Origin of the sequence: Sedimenticola selenatireducens, from assembly GCF_007625115.1 — a bacterium.
GTDB lineage: Bacteria > Pseudomonadota > Gammaproteobacteria > Chromatiales > Chromatiaceae > Sedimenticola > Sedimenticola selenatireducens_A.
The window spans coordinates 1-19,808 of record NZ_VMNH01000002.1 but is presented as its reverse complement, the minus strand read 5'-3'; the positions used below and the strand labels follow the sequence as shown (position 1 = coordinate 19,808).

Below are 19,808 nucleotides of genomic sequence, written 5' to 3'. Positions count from 1 at the left end.
TAAAACAAATCAACGAAACGTTACATGTCCGGCAAAATATTGACCCGCTCTTCAACGTAACCTATTGATTTCATGTGATACCAATATTGGCACACCCTATGCATTTACTATCGACAAGACAGAGGATTTGGAGTCACAGACATGAAACAATCAGAGCTCGAACCCTATGAACTGATACCAGCAACAACCAACGATGAGGAGATCAAACAACGTGGTCTACTGAGTCAACACTGCCTGAAAGAAGAGAACCAAAAATTCGAGGGAACCCAGGGGATCAGCCAGAACAACCGACACACCGACTTCGTCCCAGCCTTTAAGGATAACGTTTCAGGTACCTGTGTTATCTCCCGATTTGCAGACGGGTCACCTGCCCCTGTTCATGTACTGGACGGCTTGCCTATCGCCTGGATTACGGGCTACGACGAAGCGGGCCACGTGAGCACGGTACGTAAAGGAATTGTTGCGGGCTTTCTAAGGGATGCGCATTTCTACACACGAGATGAGGCCGCACTTAGCGTCTGAGAGAGCAAACAAGATACCCAACTAACCTTCCCTTTTGATCAGAGTCCCTTCCCGCCGGATAATTTCTTCAGCACATGCGCTGTCGCTACCATGGCAAAGGTTGAGGTAACGGTCATAGCGGAGCCAAATCCTCCGCAATGCAATCCACTCCCCTGTGTACCCCCTGCAGGCTTCTCACTACAGACCGCACCCTTACCATCCGGATAGACCTGCTGCTCATCTGAGTAGACACAGGGCAGATCGAATTTACGCTTCGGATTCGAAGAGAATCCATACTCCTTGCGCAATAACTTTCGAGTCTTGGCGAGCAGTGGATCATGTTGCGTTTTATAAAGATCGGTCAGCCGTACCTTCAATGGATCCGTCTGCCCACCTGCACCACCCACTGTTATCAATCGGATCTTGTTACGGCGACAGTGGGCGATGAGTGCGGCCTTGGTCTTGTAGGCATCAATGCAGTCGACCACATAGTCGAAGTCCGCTGTAAGCAATTGGTCAAGATTATCCAGTTCAACAAACTCCTCGATTCTGGTTACCCTGCAGTCAGGATTGATGGCCAGAATACGATCCGCCATCGCATCCACCTTGGCCCGTCCAAACTGGTCCTCCAACGCATGGATCTGCCGATTTACATTGGACTCGGCCACATTATCCAGATCGATTAACGTCATGCCACCTACGCCACTGCGTGCCAGCGCCTCGGCCACCCAGGAACCCACTCCGCCAATCCCGACCACACAAATATGTGCCGCTGCAAATCGTTCCAGACCTGACTGGCCGTAGAGTCGCGCGATACCACCAAAGCGTCTTTCATAATCCATAGGCATGACTTAATAATTCACTTCATAAACAATGATATTAATCTTTATATTCAATATGATAAATAGATTATCTAATATATTAGATTAATTGTAATAACTGCCCTATTGTACGGCCCTTCAGCACAATAGCCCACTCTCCTGTTGACCCGCTTTATTACTCTGGGATATGGTAAATATACCGTTCGGTATATTTTAGGATTGTAATGGTTAGCAAAGGCATCCGCACACGCCAACTTATTATTGATAAATCACTTCAACTCTTTTCCGTAAAGGGCTATCACAACACATCTATCAATAATATATTAGAGGCTACCAGCCTGACAAAAGGCGGCCTTTATGGTCACTTCTCCAGCAAGGAGGCCATCTGGTATGCCGTCTATGATGAGGCCGTAAAGCGCTGGCATGCAGTGGTGTTTAAGGGTGTATCGGCTATTGACGATCCGCTTCTCAGAATAACCAGGGTCATTGAAAACGATCTCATGCATTATCTCGGTGGCCATACTTTCGATGGCGGCTGCTATTTCCTCAATTCCCTGGTCGAGCTCTCCGGGCAATCACCCGAAATGAGCCGCCATATGCTGCGCGGGTTTATCCGCTTTTCCAAACTTTTTCAACTTTGGCTGGAAGAGGCCGAGACAAAAAAGCTGATCTCACCAGGACTCAATTATCGGGAGATTGCCAACTTCATCTTTATCTCGGTCAATGGCGCTGCCGCCCTCTATGCCGTGGTAAAAGATGACACCATCTTGCAACAGACCTCCTCGCAACTTAACCACTATCTTCACCAGCTGAAGCGCTAATCCAGGGGCGGTCAGGGCGATACGTACAATCAATATATACCTTTCGGTATATTTTAAATGCAGGGAGGGGGGACCACAGACCTCCGGGACACTGATATGAGCAGACATCTGAAACGCATTAAACAGTTTCAACGCGCCATGGTAGAACAGGGCATGGGAGCCGCCCTGCTCTTCTATTCACGGGATATTTTCTATTATGCAGGCATAGCTCAGCCGGCATTTCTTGCCATTTTTCCCGATGACTACCGCCTGTTTGTCCGCAGTGGTTACCCCTATGCGATCCAGACTGCAGGCATAGAAGCCTCCCATATCACGGAAGAACGGCGTCTCGACTTCATCTACCAGGAGTACTTCTCTTATCTCTGGAACAAGACATTGGGCATTGAACTGGATCTATTGCCGGCTAAACAGTACCTGGAATATCACGCCCTGTTTCAGGGCTTTGAGATCGTCGACGCCTCACCACTGATCCTCGCCCAGCGTGCGGTCAAGTCAGATTATGAGGTCGAACAGATACGTCGCGCTTGTCGTATTGTGCAGGCCGGCCAGAAAACGGTGCAAGAGAACCTCCGTCCCGGCATCTCCGAACTGGAACTCTCGGCAATGATCGAAAACAGCCATCGACTGGCCGGTCACGAGGGTGGTATTTTTCTGCGCCATCCGGACCTGCCGCTGGGCATGGGCCCGATCAGCTCCGGCAGCAATCTGCGTGATTTTACCGGCATCGTTTACTCAATCTCCGGCATCGGCCTGAGCCCCGCTCTCCCCATAGGGCCATCCAATCGAATTATTGATGAAGGTGATCAGGTAGTAGTCGACATCCCCAGCATGGTCAACGGCTACCACGCCGATCAATCACGAACCTATATTGCCGGTAAGGCCAGACCCAGGGTTCGGGGTATGTATGCCGATCTTAGAGAGATCTCCGATTATGTGATCGATAGCATCAGACCTGGCATGGGCTGTGATCAGGTCTATGATCTGGCCATGGAGAAGGCCGCAGAGATGCGGGTACAGGATCAATTCCTGCGCTTTACCGGTGACAGTCGCTGTAGACTGATTGGACATGGCGTTGGCATAGAAGTGAATGAGCCTCCGGTACTGATCGCCAACAACCGTGCGATAATCCCCGATAACTGTGTACTCGCCATTGAGATGCACATGCTGGACAAGCAGGCCGGTGTCGTCAAAATAGAGGATACTGTTCTGATCAGCAGCGCAGGAAACGAAATATTGACCAAGGCGTCCCGGAATCTGATTGAGACCGCTGTCGCCAGCTACTAGAGGCAACGGTAATGACAACAGAGCGTATTGCACTGATCGGGGCTGGGGCCGCGGGCAGTGCGATAATCCTGGCACTGCATCAGGCGGGCTATCCAATCATTGGTGTGGCCAGCAGACGACTTGATTCTGCCAAACAGTGTGCGGAGCGGGTTGAATGCCCTCTGGCCACCACAGATGCTGCCAAAGTGTCGGTCAATGCCGACATCATCTTCATTGCCACGCCGGATGACCAGATCACGACTGCGTGTCAGGCCATCGCTGATCAGGGGGTCATTCGGCCGGGCCAGCTGTTTATTCATCTCAGCGGTGCACGGACATCCGATGCACTAGCCGCGGCCCAGCGTAAAGGGGCAGAAACGCTATCCCTTCACCCGATTCAAGCACTTGCCGATCCGGTCAAGGGTGCCTCACTGCTCAAGAACACCTATTTCTGCCTTGAGGGAACAGCTGCCGCTGTTACCAAAGCAATGCCACTGATTAACTCACTGTCAGGCAAAACCCTTGTAATACCTGCGACTAAAAAGGCCCAGTACCATGCCGCTCTGTGTATGGCATCAAATTACCTGATCACCCTGGAATCCGTTGCAGTCAGTCTGCTTGAACAGATCGGAGTTGATCGTATGGCCGGGATGCAGGCACTCCTACCGCTGATCCAGGGAAGTGTAGAAAATCTGGCTCATTCAGGATTGCCCAACGCATTAACCGGCCCTATAAGCCGAGGCGATGCAGAGACCATTGCTCATCACATCGATAGCCTGCGTGATATACCGCAGGAGTATCAGTCGCTGTATCGGATACTGGGAAAGGAGACCATTCAGTTGGCACTGGATAAAGGGGGTTTAAGCGCTGAAGCGGCAGAGCAGATCAAGGTTCTGCTAACTCCCCTACCACCCGATGAGTGCCTCATCACTTAATCGCTGAAACCGCGGCTAAAAGCCTTCAAATACGCTCTGGGTACTGTTGGCCCGGGCAGTGTTGATGTTGCCTTCGCTGATAAACTCAAGGAATTGGTCGTCAGTCATTGGCTGGCAGAGCATATAGCCTTGAAAACAGTGACAACCCCGTTTTCTTAAGAAGTCGAATTCACGACTGTTTTCGACCCCCTCTGCCACGACACTCAGACCCAGCTTGGAGGCCATGGTAATGATCGCCTCAACGATGCTGACGGTTTCCGGATCCTTGATGATATCGTTGACAAACGAGCGGTCAATTTTGATCTCATCCAGCGGTAATCGCTTAAGATAGGCCAAGGAGGAGTAGCCTGTACCAAAATCATCAATTGAGAAACGTACGCCCAGTCGCTTAAGATCCACCATCTTGGCCATTACCTCATCAAGATTGGTGACCAGCATGTTTTCGGTCAGCTCCAGTGTCAGGCGTGATGGATTCGCGCCACTCTCCTTCAGATAGTGCGCCACTTGCATTGAGAAGTCGGCCTGCTGAAACTGCTGGGGACTGATATTGACCGAAAGATGAATCGGCCCGGCCTCGGTGTACTCATCGGCCAGTTTGCGCAATAACTTGCATGAAACTTCCAGCACCTGATTCCCCAACGAAGTAATAATGCCGATATCTTCCGCTACCGGGATAAATTCACTGGGCATAATCAGCCCACGGGTAGGATGCTTCCACCGCAACAGCGCCTCTGCACCCAGGGTATTCCCTGAAAAATCGTGTTTGGGCTGCCAGAGTATTTGTAACTCACCACGCTCCAGGGCTTGGCGCAGATCATTCTGAATATGCAGTTGATCCTCGGAGAATTTGCGCATGCTGGGCAAGAAGAAACGGAGCGTATTACGACCCGCCTCTTTGGCACGATACATGGCTGTATCGGCCTGCATCAACACATCGTCAGCCGTCTCATCTTCTTGAGGAAATAACGACACCCCAATGCTGGTTGTTGCATACAGCCTGTGGCCCTGCACCTCGTAAGGCTGAGAGAGTGCCGCCAGCACCTTATTCGCAGCCATATCTACATGCTGAGTGTAATCCTCGATCGTCGAGTCCTCTTCTGCCAGCAACAAAACAAACTCATCACCCCCCAGGCGTGCTGCGGTATCTTCTCGGCGAACACACTCGGTCAAACGTCGGGCCACTTGCTGCAGCAGGGCATCACCAATCGGATGCCCCAGTGTATCGTTAATGGTTTTAAAGTTATCCAGATCAAGGAACAGTAATGCGCCGATGCGTTCGTGGCGCCGGCAACGCGCCAGGGTCTGATTCAGACGGTCAAGCAACAAGCGTCGATTGGGAAGATCGGTCAACGGATCATATGTGGCCTGATACTCCACCAGCTCCTGAGCCTGACGCTGCTTGGTGACATCCCTGAAACTCCAGACTCGCCCTACCGTTTCCCCTTCTATCTTCTGTGGGTGAGAGCGACTTTCAAAGATTCGGCCATCGGTAAAACGGAGAATATCTCGGGTCGCCTCATCTGTTTGGGCCAGTTGTTCTCTAATACGATTTATAAAATGCTCAGAATTTTCCATCAGCGGGGCAGTAAAGGCGTTAAACCACCTCTGAGCATCACTGTGATCAAGTTCTTGGGGGATATTCCAAAGCGAAACAAACTTGGTATTGTAGATAACGACCCGTAGCTCATTATTTAACACCAAAATCCCATCCGTTGTGGAATTGAGTGTCGCCTTGAGTAAGGATATCGTCTCTTTAAGCTGCTGCTTGTCCACATCCTCAGTAGATGACACCGGCCATAAACCCTCTGCATGTGCAACGGGCTGAACAGCACTGTGGCTGCGCTTTCCACGGGACTCCGTCTGTGAAATTAGCGCATCAAGCTCTTCCATTTTGCCATTCAAAATCTCCAGCTCAGACCGAAGATCCTGTTCGACACTGCCGTTATCTGTCATATCCAATTCAGACACGCGGTTTCCTCATATGATTGGCAGATCAATCGTCACTCAGTCCACAAAGATGTACAAGGCAAAAGAAAGCATTGACTTATCTACTCGATAAATCAAAAACTTACATTTCGAACCTGTATCAATGCGAGATTAGAATAGCCTTCGCCTGCTTCATCTTCTCATTATTTATTATTGCATGACCCAGTTAAGGCCTTGATTCTTATTTCTACTTTACGGGAGCAATAAACCCAATAAACTCTATGCCCATACCCTGTGGAATTCAATCCTGATCCTGCCCAGTGGTCAGATCTACCCGACAAAACCATGACTGAGATGATCTTTAACCAACCACTTCAACAACTTATAACCGGACATCTCGATCCAGAGCTGAATTGGCACAGTCGCTGTCACCCAATAAAGGGATACCTTCCTCAGTACGACACAGCTCCCCTGTTCATCAAACGCGAAGATGAACTGAATGCCAATGCGGTTGGAACCAAGCACAGAAAATACCTCAGCCTGCTACCGAACTTACAGCATAGCGGCATTAAACAGGTAATCTTGATAGGTAGTGCACACTCTAATAATGTTTTTGGTCTGAGTCAGATGCTGCTCAGCTTGGGTTATCAGGTAACGGCGCTCGTCAAGGCTCCCGGAAACAGGGCATTAACCGGTAACCACCTGCTACTCAACATGCTCCTCCCTCCCTCACAGATTGTCTATCTCACTCACCAGGAGTGGCCCAAGGTGTTACAGATGGCAGAGGCTATGTCATTGAAACTGAATAGACAGGGCATCAAGACGACCGTCATTCCAGAAGGCGGGTACAGTGAAGCGGTACTTCCCGGCATCCTGACTTTGGCTGGCGACATTCAGAAGAATAGCGATCAACTGAATACACAATTTGAGGGGATCTGGACAGATAGCGGCACCGGTGTCAGTGCCATTGGGCTGCTGCTGGGCATGCGGCTACTCGGTATTACAGAGCCGACTGTTCATATAACCCAGATTGCCGGTACACCCGAAGAGTTCCATCAGCGTTATCGACAATTTGAAAAATGGATGGAGAAACTCCAGCGGTCTCCACTGCCGAAACCCGCCCCCAAGGTTCGCCTGCTACGCCCTGCTACGGCCGCATCGTATGGAAGCATCAACAAGACCCTTCTGAAAGAGAGCTGGATCATTGCACGTGAAACCGGTTTATTGATGGACCCGGTCTATTCAGTGAAGCATCTCTATACCGTCAAATGCGAAATGATGCTGGCTCAACCAATTGGACCACAGCTTGTACTTTATAATGGCGGCACGCTCGGCATGAGCGGATTTCAATCACAGCTTGCATCTCAGGAATCAATAGTGTAAAAACATTTCATCTGTAAAAACCGGAAACGGGACGAGCAAGACAAAATCATGAAAATTCGCGGGCTGATGGTAGTGGTATCTCTAGTAGTGGTGGTCGTAAATCGACTGCTCGGAGATCCTATCGGCTAGCATTTTACCCAAACCCGAATAAGACCTCCGAATCGAAAGATCCGGGGGTTTTTTTTTGCCTTTGAAAGAAGCGGAGCAGAAAAAGAGATGAATGGTGCAGAGTATATCGTTAACAAACTGATTTCAGAGGGAATCGACACCCTGTTTGGCTATCCTGGTGGCTGCATTATGCCGCTCTATGACGCACTGATTGAGAGCCCTATCAAGCATATCCTTTGCCGCCATGAACAAGGAACCGCCTTTGCCGCCAACGGCTATGCCCGTGCCACCGGTCGTACCGCCGTCTGCCTGGCCACATCCGGCCCTGGCGCCACCAACCTGATGACCGGCCTGGCCGATGCCTACATGGATTCAGTTCCAATGGTTGCCATCACCGGTCAGGTCCCCACTGGCCTGATTGGCACCGATGCCTTTCAGGAAATAGACGTCCTTGGCATGAGTCTGCCCATTACCAAGCAGAGCTTTCTGGTTGAGCACATAGACCAATTACCCGAGATCCTCGACCAAGCCTTTCAGATTGCCCAGGAAGGCCGCCCAGGTCCAGTCCTGATTGATCTGCCGAAAGACATTCAACTGGCCACTCTTTCAGAAGAGCTTCGACCACAGCCCACAGAAGGAGAGACCACTCCAGATAGCCCCTCTGAACAGTCACTGAGCCAAGCAATCGAACTGATCAAGGCCAGCAGACAACCCATAATTTATGCGGGTGGCGGGGTTGTATTGGGGGACGCCATCATCCCCTTTCGTCAATTTGTCGAGACCACCGGCATTCCCACAGTGCTTACACTGAAGGGATTAGGCACACTGCCCGGCAACCACCCGCTTAACATGGGCATGCTGGGCATGCATGGTTCTGCAGCGGCCAATCAATGTGTACAGGAGTGCGATCTGCTGATTGCTGTCGGCGTCCGCTTCGATGATCGAGTGACCGGAAAACTGAGCAAGTTTGCCCCCCATGCCAAGGTGATCCATCTTGATATCGATCCGGCAGAGATTGGCAAGTTGCGCCAAGTAGCTTGTGCCCTGAGGGGAGATATCCGCTCTAGTCTAAAAGCACTGGCTTGTACGCTTGAAATCAGCTCATGGCAGGCACAGTGTAAAGCCGCACATGAACGTGACGGTTTCACACTCCCTCCGGAGCAAGGTATTACCGGCCCCCATTTCATGCGCCACCTTTCAACAATTACCCGGGGCCACGCCATCATAAGCTGTGACGTCGGCCAACATCAGATGTGGGTTGCCCAGCATTACGCCTTCGATCACCCACGCAAGCACCTGACCAGTGGTGGTCTGGGTGCCATGGGCTTTGGCCTGCCTGCCGCCATCGGCGCACAACTGGCACTCCCTGAAACAGCTGTGATCAATGTTGCCGGTGATGGCTCCTTCATGATGAACGTCCAGGAACTGGCCACTATTGCCCGCTATCAACTGCCTATCAAGATCATCATCCTGGACAACCAGGCGCTGGGCATGGTTCGCCAGCAACAGGAAGTCTGTTACCAAGGCCGCTACAGCGAGATTGATCTCTCTGACAACCCGGATTTCTGCGCCATGACAGCGGCCTTTGGCATACCCGCCTCCAGCATCTCCGATCCTGCAGACATGGGTTACGCCATCAACAAATTGATGGAGACAGCGGGCCCAGCGCTGCTGCACGTCAGTATTGCAACCGAACATAACGTCTGGCCGATGGTCAAGCCCGGCGATGCAAACGACCAAATGATACAAGGAGCAAGACAATGATATACAGCCTGCATATTCAAGCGCGTTCTAACCCCGCTATGCTGGAGAAAATTCTCCAGACCAGTCGTGTCCGTGGTTTCACCATACGATCAATGGATGTCAAAAACAGCACTGCCACACAGCAGTTAAAAATCCATCTGACGGTTGAGAGTAATCGACCACAAGAGCAATTGGTCACCCAATTGAACAAACTTCCTGGTATCGACAAGTTGACGGCCCTGCATGCTGTTGAAGAAGCTGCTCCGCTGCAAAAACAGCATTCGCATGCTATCTCCATGATGTATCCAATGTAATGGCTGATCCTTAACCACATCAGATACAGGGTTGATGGTTTCTGGGAGTCGGGCATCATTTCAGCTAACATCACCCTCTTTTGTAGTGGAGACCTTACTGGATGAAATATATCGGTGCTCATGTGAGTGCAAGTGGTGGCGTAGAGAATGCACCTCTTAATGCCCAGGCCATTGGTGCGACTGCCTTTGCGCTGTTCACTAAAAACCAGCGGCAGTGGAAAGCCAAACCACTAACAGACAAGAGCATCAGCCAGTTTCGGGACAACCTGAACGCGGTGGGTATTGCAGCAGAGCATGTATTGCCCCACGACAGTTATCTGATTAATTTGGGGCACCCTGAAGCCGAGGCCCTGCAGAAATCCCGTGAGGCCTTTCTGGATGAGATGCAGCGCTGCGAACAACTGGGCCTCAAGCTGCTCAATTTCCACCCCGGCAGCCATCTAAAAAAGATCCCGGAAGATGAAAGCCTGGCAATTGTCGCAGACTCCATTAACTGGACATTGGATCAGACCAACGATGTCATTGCAGTCATCGAGAACACCGCAGGACAAGGAACCAATCTAGGCCATCGCTTTGAACACTTGGCGACCATCATTGAGGGGGTTGAAGATAAGTCTCGGGTGGGCGTCTGCCTGGACACTTGCCACACCTTCACCGCGGGCTATGATCTGCGCACAACCGAGGCCTGTGAAGCATCCTTTGCCGAGTTTGAAAAGATTGTCGGTTTCCACTACCTGCGGGGTGTACATCTTAATGACAGCAAGCCAGATCTGGGTTCACGGGTAGATCGGCATGAAAGCCTGGGCAAAGGCAAACTGGGCTGGACGGTATTTGACTACATCATGAATGACCCCCGATTTGATGACATCCCCATGGTACTGGAGACAATTGATGACTCGCTCTGGGCAGATGAGATAAAGCAGCTTTACGCGCTACAGAAATAACCCCGTGAAAAGGGTTCGAAATCAGTTGACCTTTTGTCAGGAATCATTAAACTACCGCGCTCCAACGTTGGTTGAATGCCTTGCAGACAACCAGTTTGAACCTCAGTGGAGCGGTAGTTCAGTTGGTTAGAATACCGGCCTGTCACGCCGGGGGTCGCGGGTTCGAGCCCCGTCCGCTCCGCCACTCTTCATAAAAAAACGGATGCCTCGGCGTCCGTTTTTTTATGCGCGCCTGAAACTCTGCAACACGACAAATTTTCGGTCGGCAGCCACCTGCTGCACATTCCCAAATAGGCGTTTCAGCTTGACGTGATAGTTCAAATGACGATTTCCAATCACACGTAACTCACCGCCATTGCGTAATACCTTACGCGCCTGGTTAAACATGCGCCAGGCGATCTCATCCCCCACTACACTACCCTGATGAAAAGGGGGGTTACAGAGAATCAGGTCCGCACTCCCGGCTTTAAAACCAGTTAACCCATCACCCTGAACAAAATGAACAGCGTTTTTTAGCCCAGAGCCATGAAAAGTCTCCCGCGCACTGGCTACTGCCATTGCCGACTCATCGACAAAATGAACCATTGCCTGCAGATTCTGCTCGGCCGCAATCAGACCGATCACGCCATTACCACAACCCAGATCAATAATGTCCTTGTAATCAGAATTAGAAGGTATATGTTTCAGCAGTAGACGGGTACCGATATCCAGACTGTCTCGGGAAAAGACATTGGCGTGATTAACCACGGAGTATTCGGTTCCCTCCAAGGTATAGACCACTGGATAAGGCGAAGGCGGACACCTCAGTGACTCATCCGGAGCCGTAAAAATTAACCGAGCCTTCTTCCTCGCCAACGAGGTCTTGGTCGATCCAATAATCCGTTCAAACAGCTCAAGCGTGGAGTTATGGATCTGTTTTACCATGCCACAACCCACTATCCGCGTTTCGGGTTTCAGGTGGGGACGTAGCCGAATCAGTTCGTCTTCCAGCAGGCCCAGTGTCTTGGTTACCCGCACCAACACCCAATCATAGAAACCTTCATGACTCACTAGCGTGTCCATGATTTGTACCGCATCACTGACCAGACCATTTGTCTGCAAATTTTCACGGGTCGACCAGGCAGACAGATACGAATCGGTCAGCATGCTAGGCTGATGCTCGGCAAGTGCACAACTCAGCGCACCGAACCCATCATTAAGGATCAAGATACGACCGCTGATGTCAGTACCGACCTGAGCCAATAGATACTCATCCGCCGCATCCCAGGCACGCAGGGTTTCATTTTTACGCAAGGGATAACGATTCAGTGTCAACGAACCTTGGTTCGTTTCAAGTTGCTGCATGATGAGTACCGATTAAATAGATATCATAACGGGTGTTGGGACTGGTGATAGAAACAGACGGTTTCTGCTCACCCAGAAAAGGGGCCTTGGCAGGTCGCTTAACCACCACCCGACGAGTCGCCAGCACAAGCGCCCGCTCAAGCAACGCCGCACTGTCCTGATCATCACCCAGCAGCAGTTGAAACAGGCGCATCTCCTTTTTCACCTTGGCTGATTTTTCACGATGAGGATACATCGGGTCCAGATAGACCACCTCCGGGCTGGTAGTGCCTGAGGAATATGACCGGCCATCCAGATGCTGAAGTTTCATGCGGGAAATGATTGGCCCGATATCCGCATCATCCCGGGCCCGATTTAATCCATCCTGCAACAACGCATAGACCACTGGGGAACGCTCTATCATTTCCACTTCACAACCCAGCGTGGCCAGAACAAAGGCATCACGCCCCAGCCCTGCCGTCATATCCAGTACCCGAGGTGTCCAGCCTTTTTTCAGGCCTATCGCCTTAGCAAGCGGCTGCCCTCTTCCACCACCAAACTTTCGCCTGTGGGCCGCCTTACCCTCGACAAAATCGACTTGCACAGGGCCCGGTGCATCCGGGCCAAACTGCCTAAGCTGCAGGGCACCCTCTGTTACCAACAGCAACAGACCCGTCTCAGTACCGTCTGGTTGAATGAGAGGCACGGCTAAATCTGCCGCCAAGGCCGCTGCAACAGATTGCACATTCGGTGAAGCGGCAGCTATTCCCAAAAACAACGGCTTTTCAGACACAAACAAATCCTGGTTAGCGATCGAGACGCACTCAATACATCGTAGTAACTGAAAGCATTATCCCATTATCGCCAGAGATCGACATCCTTTCCCTGCTCCCGGATGTGCTCGGCCCGGGCAGAAATATAGCGCTGAAAACTGGGCTCAGTTTTGTACGCCGTGGATAACAGATAATCAAAAATCGATGCCGTGTGAAAACGTTTGAAAAACGCCTCTGATCGAATCACTTCGCCTGCTTCAGAATCGAACAATACAATTGAGGGGGCATAGGCAACCGACAACTGTTTAGCCCACGCTCTTGCCGTCATTTTTTCACCAGAAGGCGTGATTATTGGTGTTTCAGACCACATATCAAGCTGCACTGCATGTGTCTGCCCCGCCAGTTGCGCAATCTCCGGGTCACTCAACAACGCCTGATGCATCTCCTCACAGGCAGGACACTCCTGTTGCTCAAAAAAGATCGCCATCGGACCTTTGATCAGACTCAGATCATGTGGACCAGCATTAAAAAACGGTTGCGAGTGAAGTTTTTTACCCATCTGTAGATTAGGCCGATGGGATGCGAGATAGTCGCGAAAACTGAGCTGCTGTTCCTGTTTTTTGCCGATGTAGTCGAGCGCCTGCTTAAAGGTTGCAGGTGGCGTATAACCATTCAGCCGGAGTGCCACTTGCCCCGACTCATTCAGAAACAACAGCGTTGGGGTAAACTGAACACGCAGAGTTGCAGCGAAGCTTTTCTCCGTCTGCTCCTGTCCGGCCATATCCAACACTGACCGATCACCCCACATATTAATTCCGATGACATCCAGCTCCTTTTTCATCTGCTGCTCAATAGCAAGTTGCGACAGGTTACGCTCCACCATCAGGCTGCAGTAGGGGCAGCCATTCTGGTGAAAAAACAGCATAACCCGCCGACCGGCGTGAGTTGCTTCGGTTACATCCTCACGAATATCCAGAAAACTCTCTTTGAACCAAGCCGGATACACCGTCTCCTTGGCCCCCAGAAAACGGCCTTGGGTATCTGCACCTACCACCCCGTAAAACAATCCTGCCCAGAGCAAAACGAAAGTCAGCCCTACAAATCGTTTCATTAGCATTGGCCTCCCACCCAAAACACTGGTAATTTAACTGCAAGCATAGCAGGCATTGGTTCAGTCAATGTCGTCTAAATTGATTGAATCCTATTCAGCAAAGAACCAGGAGGAAGTATGAAAATCTCGGTTGATATGACACCCGAAGAGATGCGGACACTGATGGGCTGGCCCGACGTTCAGGGTCTCCATGAAGAGATGATCAACAAGATACGGGAACAGATGAATGCCGGTGCTGAAGGCTATGACCCACTAAGCCTGATGCAGCCTTTCTTTACCCAATCGGCCAACTCAATGGAGAGCCTGCAAAAGATGTTTGCGGGAATGATGAGCGGCTACGGAAAAAAATCGGATTAAACGGCGCATGTCGGAATCAGGCCTTTTCACTCCGGCATTTTAAATAATGCGTATCAGGCCAGATAGATATCATAAAAAAAGTACAGTATAATACCGATACTAGCCACAATCACAAATCCCCTCACCCAGAGGGGTGGCAGCTTACGCGAGAGATGGGCCGCCACATAGCCACCGGCCAAAGTACCGATAAGAACCACCGTACCCTCATACCAAGCTATGGCGTCCTCAACAATAAACAGGGCAATTGCAATCAGTGATACTGCTGTTGAAACCAACAGCTTCAGACCATTCATGGCATTGATATTGGTGTAGCCTGCCAGCGCCAGATAGCTAAGAATGATAATTCCCAAGCCTGCGTTAAAGAATCCCCCGTAGACGGCCACACCCAACAACAATAACAACAGCAACACGCCGCCCACCGACGACGCATGGCGATGCCGACCCGCTAACTGTTTAAGCAGACGATTGAGCGTCCCACCATAGATAAACAAGAGTGTGGCAAATAACAACAACCAGGGAATCGCTTCACGAAACAGCGATTCGGGCGTCTGTAACAGCAACCAGGCGCCGGCGATACCGCCGATCAGACTGATTACTATGAACTTTGGCAACTCACTCTTGTGGGCCAACAAATCCTTGCGGAAGGCGTATGCACCGCTCATATAGCCGGAACAGGAGGCAAAGGTATTGGTTGCATTGGCACTGATTGGCGGCACCCCCACAAATAACAGTGCCGGAAAGGTAATGAAGCTCCCGCCTCCCGCAATGGAGTTGATCACACCACCCAAAAAACCGGCGATAAAAAGAAACAGCAATTCAAATGGCATAAATGTCCAGCACGTAGCCCTAAAGAAAAAAGCATAGCAATGAAACAGGCTTAACAGACAGATACAGCTGACTATTTACAGCAAAGTATCTGTACCGTTTCATTTTACAACCTGTTTTTTGTATGCGCGTTATTCAATCGGATTTAGCCGTGCAGTGAAGTGTCGCAATACGGGCGGTTCATAGGTAAAGGTTAGACCCTTAATTCGCGATACCCGATCCTTAATGGCAATCAGGCTATCAGCAATGTAGTCCATGTGATCATTGGTATAGACACGCCGTGGTATGGTCAGTCGCAATAACTCCATAGACGACTCTTTCTGTTCACCGGTTTCCGGATCTCTCCCCAGGAGCAATGAACCAATCTCCACACCCCGCACGCCCCCTTCAATATAGAGCTCATTGGCCAGGGCATGGGCCGGAAACTGATCACTGGGGATATGCGGCAGGAATTTACCGGCATCGACAAATACGGCATGCCCACCCGTCGGGTATTGAATGGGAATCCCCGCCTCTCTCAGTCGTTCACCAAGATACTCCACCTGTCCGATGCGGTATTTAAGGAAGTCTTCATCGGCACACTCCCAAAGACCGATATTCAAAGCCTCCATGTCCCGGCCATTAAGACCACCATAAGTGACAAAACCCTCCATTGGCACACACAAGACTTGGGTATCACGATAGAGTTCTTCATTATTCTTGAAGCAACAGAGTCCACCCATGTTGACCATCGGGTCTTTCTTGGCCGACATGGTAAAGACTTCCGCATAGGCAAACATCTCGCGTATCACATCGCCAATCGGCGTGTCATGGTAGGCTGGCTCACGCTGTTTAATAAACCAGGCATTCTCCGCAAAGCGCGCCCCATCAATGATCACCATGATGTCGTTCGCTCTTGCCAGATCAGCGACAGCACGGATATTCGCCATGGAGACAGGCTGCCCACCCGCTGAGTTGCAAGTAATCGTGACGATAATCCCCACAACATTTTCTGGGCCAACGGTGGCAATGGTTGCCGCTAGCTTTTCCAAGTCAAAGTTACCCTTGAAGTCATACCAAGTAGCCGTATCAGCCGCTTGAGGCGTGAGCACATTGATCGCCCGTGCTCCACTCATCTCCACATGTGCAGCGGTAGTATCAAAATGATAATTGGAAATGAAGACGGGCTTCTTCGCGGCTTTATGCTTTACCAGTGTGGGAAACAGTATCTGCTCTGCACCGCGACCTTGATGCACAGGAATAACGTGCTGATAACGAAACAGTGTGCGCACCGACTCTTCGAGGCGGATAAAACTACGGCTACCCGCATAGGCCTCATCACCCACCATCAAACCGGCCCACTGGTTGGCACTCATGGCACCTGTGCCTGAATCGGTCAGCAGATCGATATAGACATCCTCACTCTTCAGTGAGAACGGGTTGTATCCTGCCGCTTCAATCGCTCTTCGCCTTTCGGCTTCAGTAGTGACCTTAATCGGCTCGACCATTTTGATACGAAAGGGCTCGGGTATACGTTTCACAGTCACCTCAAATCTCACTGAAAAGGATTGGATAGATTTTGTACAACTACAGATGCAACTCAGTGTACTCAGCGAAGCATAAATGTGTAAAACTCATAATAATCATTACTATTATGAATATTCTGCATTTTATTGCGGGTAAATGAGGCAAGTATGGGAATCAAGCTGAGTATCAGGCATCTACAGATGATCAAGCAGATTGCGGAATGCGGCAGTGTCACAGAGGCCGCTAATGGTTTGGGAGTGACCCAATCTGCCTTGAGTCATCGTATCAGAGAGACGGAACGACTATTGGGTACGGTCATCTTCTATCGCAAAAACAAGTTGCTCACCCTGACCAATGCAGGCAAACGACTACTCCACTCGGCAGAGATTATTCTTGGCGAGGTAACGCGGGTTGAATACGACATCAGCAAACTGTCACAGGGTATTGAAAGTATTGTTCGCCTGGGGACTGATGTGTATGGCAGCTATCATTGGCTACCCCAATTTCTAGGTGAATTTAATCGATCCCACCCAGAGATTGGCACTGAGATTATTGCCGACGTCTCCCTCGATCCTTTGGCCGCACTAAGACGTGGCGATATTGACCTGGCAATTATGCCCTCTATGATCCCCGCGGAACTGTTCCAAACCAGTCGATTGTTTAGAGATGAACTGCTCGCCATCTTACCCCATGCCCATGCAAAGGCCGGTCAAGCCTGGCTTGAACCCGAGGCATTCGCCAGTGAAAACTACATCACCCACCACACTAATCCAGAAAAGGGATTGGTCTATGAACAACTGTTCAGTTGCTATAACGTGTTGCCACGACAGGTGATGCGCATGGGCATCATGGAAGTGATTATTGAGTTCGTCCAGCACGGCTTTGGCGTCAGTATTCTGCCAAGCTTTACCATCTGTAAACACCTGGAGAGCAAACGTATCTCAACCATGCGAGTGACGGAGCAAGGCCTGTTCGTCGATTGGCATACAGTGATGCGGAGACATGAGCCTGACGACTCACCTACCACAATTTTTTCACGAGCGCTTTCAGAATGGACGCATTGGAAAGAATCGGTTAGCTATAACGCTTAACTCCGAATCACTCTGACACGAAAAGAGCGCCCCTTCAATTTGCCTTGGCTCAATTTGTTCAGCGCCTGTTTTGAGGCCGACTGACTAACCGCAACATAGGCCCAATTGTCAGCAATAGTAATCTTGCCAACCTGTTTACCATCAATGCCGTTTTCACCGGTCAAGGCGCCCAGAATATCCCCTGCACGCACTTTCTGCTTCTTTCCACCATCAATCTGCAACGTCACCATTGCCGGTTTCATGGCCTGCTTGTCGAGCAGTGATAACGACGGCAAAGGCTCACTATCAAGTATCGGATCAATATTGGTTTCAAGCAGAGCCACCCGATAGCTCTCTTTTTCACTGTACAGAGAACAGGCGATCCCCTTGCTCCCAGCCCGACCTGTGCGCCCTATTCGATGTACATGAACCTCTGCATCATGGGCAATATGGTAATTGATCACCGCATCCAAGGTGTCAATATCGAGTCCTCGCGCGGCCACATCGGTAGCCACAAGAACAGAGGCACTTTTGTTGGCAAAACGTATCAGTGTTTGATCACGATCTCTCTGCTCCAAATCACCATGCAATGCCAACGCACTAAAGCCATAAGCAATTAGCTGATCAGCCACCTCCTGCGTCTCTCTTTTGGTATTACAGAAGACCAATGATGACTCGGGATTAAAATGCATCAATAAGAGTCGCAAGCCCAGGAAGCGTTGATTATCATCCTGGACCTTGTAAAAATGCTGCTCAATCGAGACATTATCATGGGTTGACGCTACTTGTGCCATGACAGGTTGGCGCATAATACGTTTGGCAATCTTTTGAATCTGTTCGGGAAAGGTAGCACTAAAGAGCAGTGTCTGACGCTGCGCGGGGATCTGCTCGATGACCTTATCCAGGGTTTCTTGAAAGCCCATATCCAGCATGCGATCAGCTTCATCCAACACCAGCAGATTCACTTCGTCCAGCTTCAATGTTCCCCTGTTGAGATGATCCTCAATACGCCCTGGTGTTCCGACTATGACATGTGCTCCATGCTCTAGTGAACCCACCTGCGGTCCAAACGGCATGCCACCACACAAGGTGAGTACTTTAATATTATGAATACCACGCCCCAACTTACGAATCTCAGTAGCGACCTGATCGGCCAACTCACGTGTAGGGCACAACACCAGCGACTGTATGCGAAAGCGTTTCACGTCCAACTTCTGCAATAACCCCAAGCCAAAGGCAGCGGTTTTACCTGAGCCGGTTTTACCCTGAGCAATCACATCCTTACCCGCCAATATTGGAGGTAAACTCTCCTGCTGTATGGCGGTCATCTCTGTATACCCAAGAGTGGAGAGATTTTCCAAAAGATCACTGTGTAGATTCAGGGAAGAAAAAGAGAGCTGACTCAAAACGGGTATCCTTTGAATAGTGGGCTGAATTATAGTGAGTCTGACTGATTCGGCAGATGGGTTGGAAACCAGCCATGAATGAGCCGGTTAAAAATGCGGATAGACCAGAAGAGACAATGGCGAGAAGTATAACATGGACAGGGCCGGAAAAAATGCCGTCGGTTCAACTCGCTGTTATTGGAATAGCACGTGAATCTCATTCGTTAATCGATTCGCGCGCTATTCATACGATGAATAAAATAAAATTAGCAATCGTCCATACAAGAAGTAATCATTCCAACAACTGTACCTTTGGTATCTTGAACGATCGCAATACGCCCCACATCCGGAACATCAAAAACCGGATCACATGCCGTATTTGATCATCAGTTACCCGGCTGAAATCTATTCCTTTTGGGAAGTACTGCCGAATAATGATATTCCTCGCTGATCATAGTGACCATACCGATTGTGATAAGACTTGGATGCTATCCGCATGTGTGTATACAACTCACCACCAGCCGCCTTGTCAGCATAAATCAGTTGTTAGACTGTTTCGTGATGCAACAACATGTCGTTAATGTCCTGTATATGGACTCCTCCTCGTTTGCAAGTAACCTGTGTTTGACGGTAGGCGCGACTGCATACGTATATCCGGCCTCTTAATGTGGCATACGCAGATGCCGGGCCATAATGGGT

General features: G+C 50.3%; 19 protein-coding genes and 1 tRNA gene. 12 read left to right on the top strand and 8 right to left on the bottom strand.

Annotation, left to right across the window (positions count from 1 at the left end; all coding sequences use genetic code 11):
- The first annotated feature begins 141 nt into the window (after positions 1-141).
- Positions 142-522 carry a dihydroorotase gene (locus FHP88_RS00480; protein WP_144357031.1) on the top strand — a complete coding sequence of 127 codons (381 nt, stop codon included), beginning with the start codon at positions 142-144 and terminating at the stop codon, positions 520-522.
- A gap of 38 nt (positions 523-560) precedes the next feature.
- Here the strand turns inward: FHP88_RS00480 and tcdA are convergent, their stop codons facing one another.
- Positions 561-1,343 (bottom strand): tRNA cyclic N6-threonylcarbamoyladenosine(37) synthase TcdA, encoded by a 783-nt coding sequence (gene tcdA / locus FHP88_RS00475; protein WP_335341585.1) that lies wholly within the window; start codon positions 1,341-1,343, stop codon positions 561-563.
- Between the two features lie 203 nt (positions 1,344-1,546).
- Here tcdA and FHP88_RS00470 point away from each other — a divergent pair, with 203 nt between their 5' ends.
- From FHP88_RS00470 to FHP88_RS00460, 3 genes are all read left to right on the top strand, one after another.
- Positions 1,547-2,143, top strand: coding sequence for a TetR/AcrR family transcriptional regulator (locus FHP88_RS00470; protein WP_144357029.1), 597 nt, complete (start codon positions 1,547-1,549; stop codon positions 2,141-2,143).
- A 96-nt stretch (positions 2,144-2,239) separates the two neighbouring features.
- Positions 2,240-3,427, top strand: coding sequence for a M24 family metallopeptidase (locus tag FHP88_RS00465; protein ID WP_186297545.1), 1,188 nt, complete (start codon positions 2,240-2,242; stop codon positions 3,425-3,427).
- Positions 3,428-3,438: 11 nt separating this feature from the next.
- On the top strand, positions 3,439-4,341 hold the full coding sequence (locus tag FHP88_RS00460) for a Rossmann-like and DUF2520 domain-containing protein (protein ID WP_144357027.1): 903 nt from the start codon (positions 3,439-3,441) through the stop codon (positions 4,339-4,341).
- 15 nt (positions 4,342-4,356) lie between these two features.
- Here the strand turns inward: FHP88_RS00460 and FHP88_RS00455 are convergent, their stop codons facing one another.
- Positions 4,357-6,309, bottom strand: coding sequence for a putative bifunctional diguanylate cyclase/phosphodiesterase (locus FHP88_RS00455; protein WP_144357026.1), 1,953 nt, complete (start codon positions 6,307-6,309; stop codon positions 4,357-4,359).
- 303 nt (positions 6,310-6,612) lie between these two features.
- Between FHP88_RS00455 and FHP88_RS00450 the strand changes: the two genes are divergently transcribed.
- The 5 genes from FHP88_RS00450 to FHP88_RS00430 all read left to right on the top strand — a co-directional run bounded on the left by FHP88_RS00450 (position 6,613) and on the right by FHP88_RS00430 (position 10,943).
- Positions 6,613-7,650: a hypothetical protein gene (locus tag FHP88_RS00450; RefSeq protein WP_144357025.1), complete on the top strand. Its 1,038-nt coding sequence runs from the start codon at positions 6,613-6,615 to the stop codon at positions 7,648-7,650.
- A 216-nt stretch (positions 7,651-7,866) separates the two neighbouring features.
- Positions 7,867-9,522, top strand: a complete 1,656-nt coding sequence (gene ilvG, locus FHP88_RS00445; protein ID WP_144357024.1) for an acetolactate synthase 2 catalytic subunit — start codon at positions 7,867-7,869, stop codon at positions 9,520-9,522.
- Complete coding sequence (ilvM, locus tag FHP88_RS00440) at positions 9,519-9,815, top strand: acetolactate synthase 2 small subunit (RefSeq protein ID WP_144357023.1); 297 nt, start codon at positions 9,519-9,521, stop codon at positions 9,813-9,815. The genes ilvG and ilvM overlap by 4 nt, the downstream gene beginning before the upstream one ends.
- A gap of 101 nt (positions 9,816-9,916) precedes the next feature.
- Positions 9,917-10,759 (top strand): deoxyribonuclease IV, encoded by an 843-nt coding sequence (nfo, locus tag FHP88_RS00435; protein WP_144357022.1) that lies wholly within the window; start codon positions 9,917-9,919, stop codon positions 10,757-10,759.
- Positions 10,760-10,866: 107 nt separating this feature from the next.
- Positions 10,867-10,943 (top strand) — tRNA-Asp (locus FHP88_RS00430).
- A 38-nt stretch (positions 10,944-10,981) separates the two neighbouring features.
- On the opposite strand, the gene FHP88_RS00425 is transcribed toward FHP88_RS00430, so the two are convergent.
- The 3 genes from FHP88_RS00425 to FHP88_RS00415 form a co-directional block, all read right to left on the bottom strand.
- The gene (locus FHP88_RS00425; protein ID WP_144357021.1) at positions 10,982-12,103 is read right to left on the bottom strand and encodes a methyltransferase; all 1,122 of its coding nucleotides are present in this window, start codon (positions 12,101-12,103) and stop codon (positions 10,982-10,984) included.
- Positions 12,090-12,875, bottom strand: a complete 786-nt coding sequence (locus FHP88_RS00420; RefSeq protein ID WP_260843116.1) for a class I SAM-dependent methyltransferase — start codon at positions 12,873-12,875, stop codon at positions 12,090-12,092. Before FHP88_RS00420 ends, FHP88_RS00425 begins: the two co-directional genes overlap by 14 nt.
- A gap of 65 nt (positions 12,876-12,940) precedes the next feature.
- Positions 12,941-13,966, bottom strand: coding sequence for a thioredoxin family protein (locus FHP88_RS00415; protein ID WP_186297544.1), 1,026 nt, complete (start codon positions 13,964-13,966; stop codon positions 12,941-12,943).
- Positions 13,967-14,083: 117 nt separating this feature from the next.
- Between FHP88_RS00415 and FHP88_RS00410 the strand changes: the two genes are divergently transcribed.
- On the top strand, positions 14,084-14,323 hold the full coding sequence (locus tag FHP88_RS00410; protein ID WP_144357019.1) for a hypothetical protein: 240 nt from the start codon (positions 14,084-14,086) through the stop codon (positions 14,321-14,323).
- Between the two features lie 53 nt (positions 14,324-14,376).
- Here FHP88_RS00410 and FHP88_RS00405 read toward each other — a convergent pair whose 3' ends face one another.
- Entirely contained in the window at positions 14,377-15,150 is a 774-nt protein-coding gene (locus FHP88_RS00405; protein WP_144357018.1) for a sulfite exporter TauE/SafE family protein, read from the bottom strand.
- Between the two features lie 129 nt (positions 15,151-15,279).
- Complete coding sequence (locus FHP88_RS00400; RefSeq protein ID WP_144357017.1) at positions 15,280-16,668, bottom strand: tryptophanase; 1,389 nt, start codon at positions 16,666-16,668, stop codon at positions 15,280-15,282.
- 153 nt (positions 16,669-16,821) lie between these two features.
- Here FHP88_RS00400 and FHP88_RS00395 point away from each other — a divergent pair, with 153 nt between their 5' ends.
- A complete protein-coding gene (locus FHP88_RS00395) occupies positions 16,822-17,745 on the top strand; it encodes a LysR family transcriptional regulator (protein WP_260843115.1) in 924 nt (307 codons plus the stop codon).
- Here the strand turns inward: FHP88_RS00395 and dbpA are convergent.
- Positions 17,742-19,130 (bottom strand): ATP-dependent RNA helicase DbpA, encoded by a 1,389-nt coding sequence (dbpA, locus tag FHP88_RS00390; RefSeq protein WP_144357016.1) that lies wholly within the window; start codon positions 19,128-19,130, stop codon positions 17,742-17,744. The two genes, FHP88_RS00395 and dbpA, sit on opposite strands and share 4 nt — an antisense overlap.
- Positions 19,131-19,204: 74 nt before the next feature.
- Between dbpA and FHP88_RS00385 the strand changes: the two genes are divergently transcribed.
- Complete coding sequence (locus FHP88_RS00385; RefSeq protein WP_144357015.1) at positions 19,205-19,492, top strand: hypothetical protein; 288 nt, start codon at positions 19,205-19,207, stop codon at positions 19,490-19,492.
- Positions 19,493-19,808: the final 316 nt, after the last annotated feature.

Bases quoted from the DNA above. Each gene is read 5' to 3' on its own strand.
- ilvG (WP_144357024.1), top strand. From the start codon at position 7,867: ATGAATGGTGCAGAGTATATCGTTAACAAACTGATTTCAGAGGGAATC.
- FHP88_RS00385 (WP_144357015.1), top strand. From the start codon at position 19,205: ATGAATGAGCCGGTTAAAAATGCGGATAGACCAGAAGAGACAATGGCG.
- FHP88_RS00460 (WP_144357027.1), top strand. From the start codon at position 3,439: ATGACAACAGAGCGTATTGCACTGATCGGGGCTGGGGCCGCGGGCAGT.
- FHP88_RS00405 (WP_144357018.1), bottom strand. From the start codon at position 15,150: ATGCCATTTGAATTGCTGTTTCTTTTTATCGCCGGTTTTTTGGGTGGT.
- tcdA (WP_335341585.1), bottom strand. From the start codon at position 1,343: ATGGATTATGAAAGACGCTTTGGTGGTATCGCGCGACTCTACGGCCAG.
- FHP88_RS00395 (WP_260843115.1), top strand. From the start codon at position 16,822: ATGGGAATCAAGCTGAGTATCAGGCATCTACAGATGATCAAGCAGATT.
- FHP88_RS00425 (WP_144357021.1), bottom strand. From the start codon at position 12,103: ATGCAGCAACTTGAAACGAACCAAGGTTCGTTGACACTGAATCGTTAT.
- FHP88_RS00410 (WP_144357019.1), top strand. From the start codon at position 14,084: ATGAAAATCTCGGTTGATATGACACCCGAAGAGATGCGGACACTGATG.
- FHP88_RS00415 (WP_186297544.1), bottom strand. From the start codon at position 13,966: ATGAAACGATTTGTAGGGCTGACTTTCGTTTTGCTCTGGGCAGGATTG.
- nfo (WP_144357022.1), top strand. From the start codon at position 9,917: ATGAAATATATCGGTGCTCATGTGAGTGCAAGTGGTGGCGTAGAGAAT.
- FHP88_RS00470 (WP_144357029.1), top strand. From the start codon at position 1,547: ATGGTTAGCAAAGGCATCCGCACACGCCAACTTATTATTGATAAATCA.
- FHP88_RS00480 (WP_144357031.1), top strand. From the start codon at position 142: ATGAAACAATCAGAGCTCGAACCCTATGAACTGATACCAGCAACAACC.
- ilvM (WP_144357023.1), top strand. From the start codon at position 9,519: ATGATATACAGCCTGCATATTCAAGCGCGTTCTAACCCCGCTATGCTG.
- FHP88_RS00465 (WP_186297545.1), top strand. From the start codon at position 2,240: ATGAGCAGACATCTGAAACGCATTAAACAGTTTCAACGCGCCATGGTA.
- FHP88_RS00450 (WP_144357025.1), top strand. From the start codon at position 6,613: ATGACTGAGATGATCTTTAACCAACCACTTCAACAACTTATAACCGGA.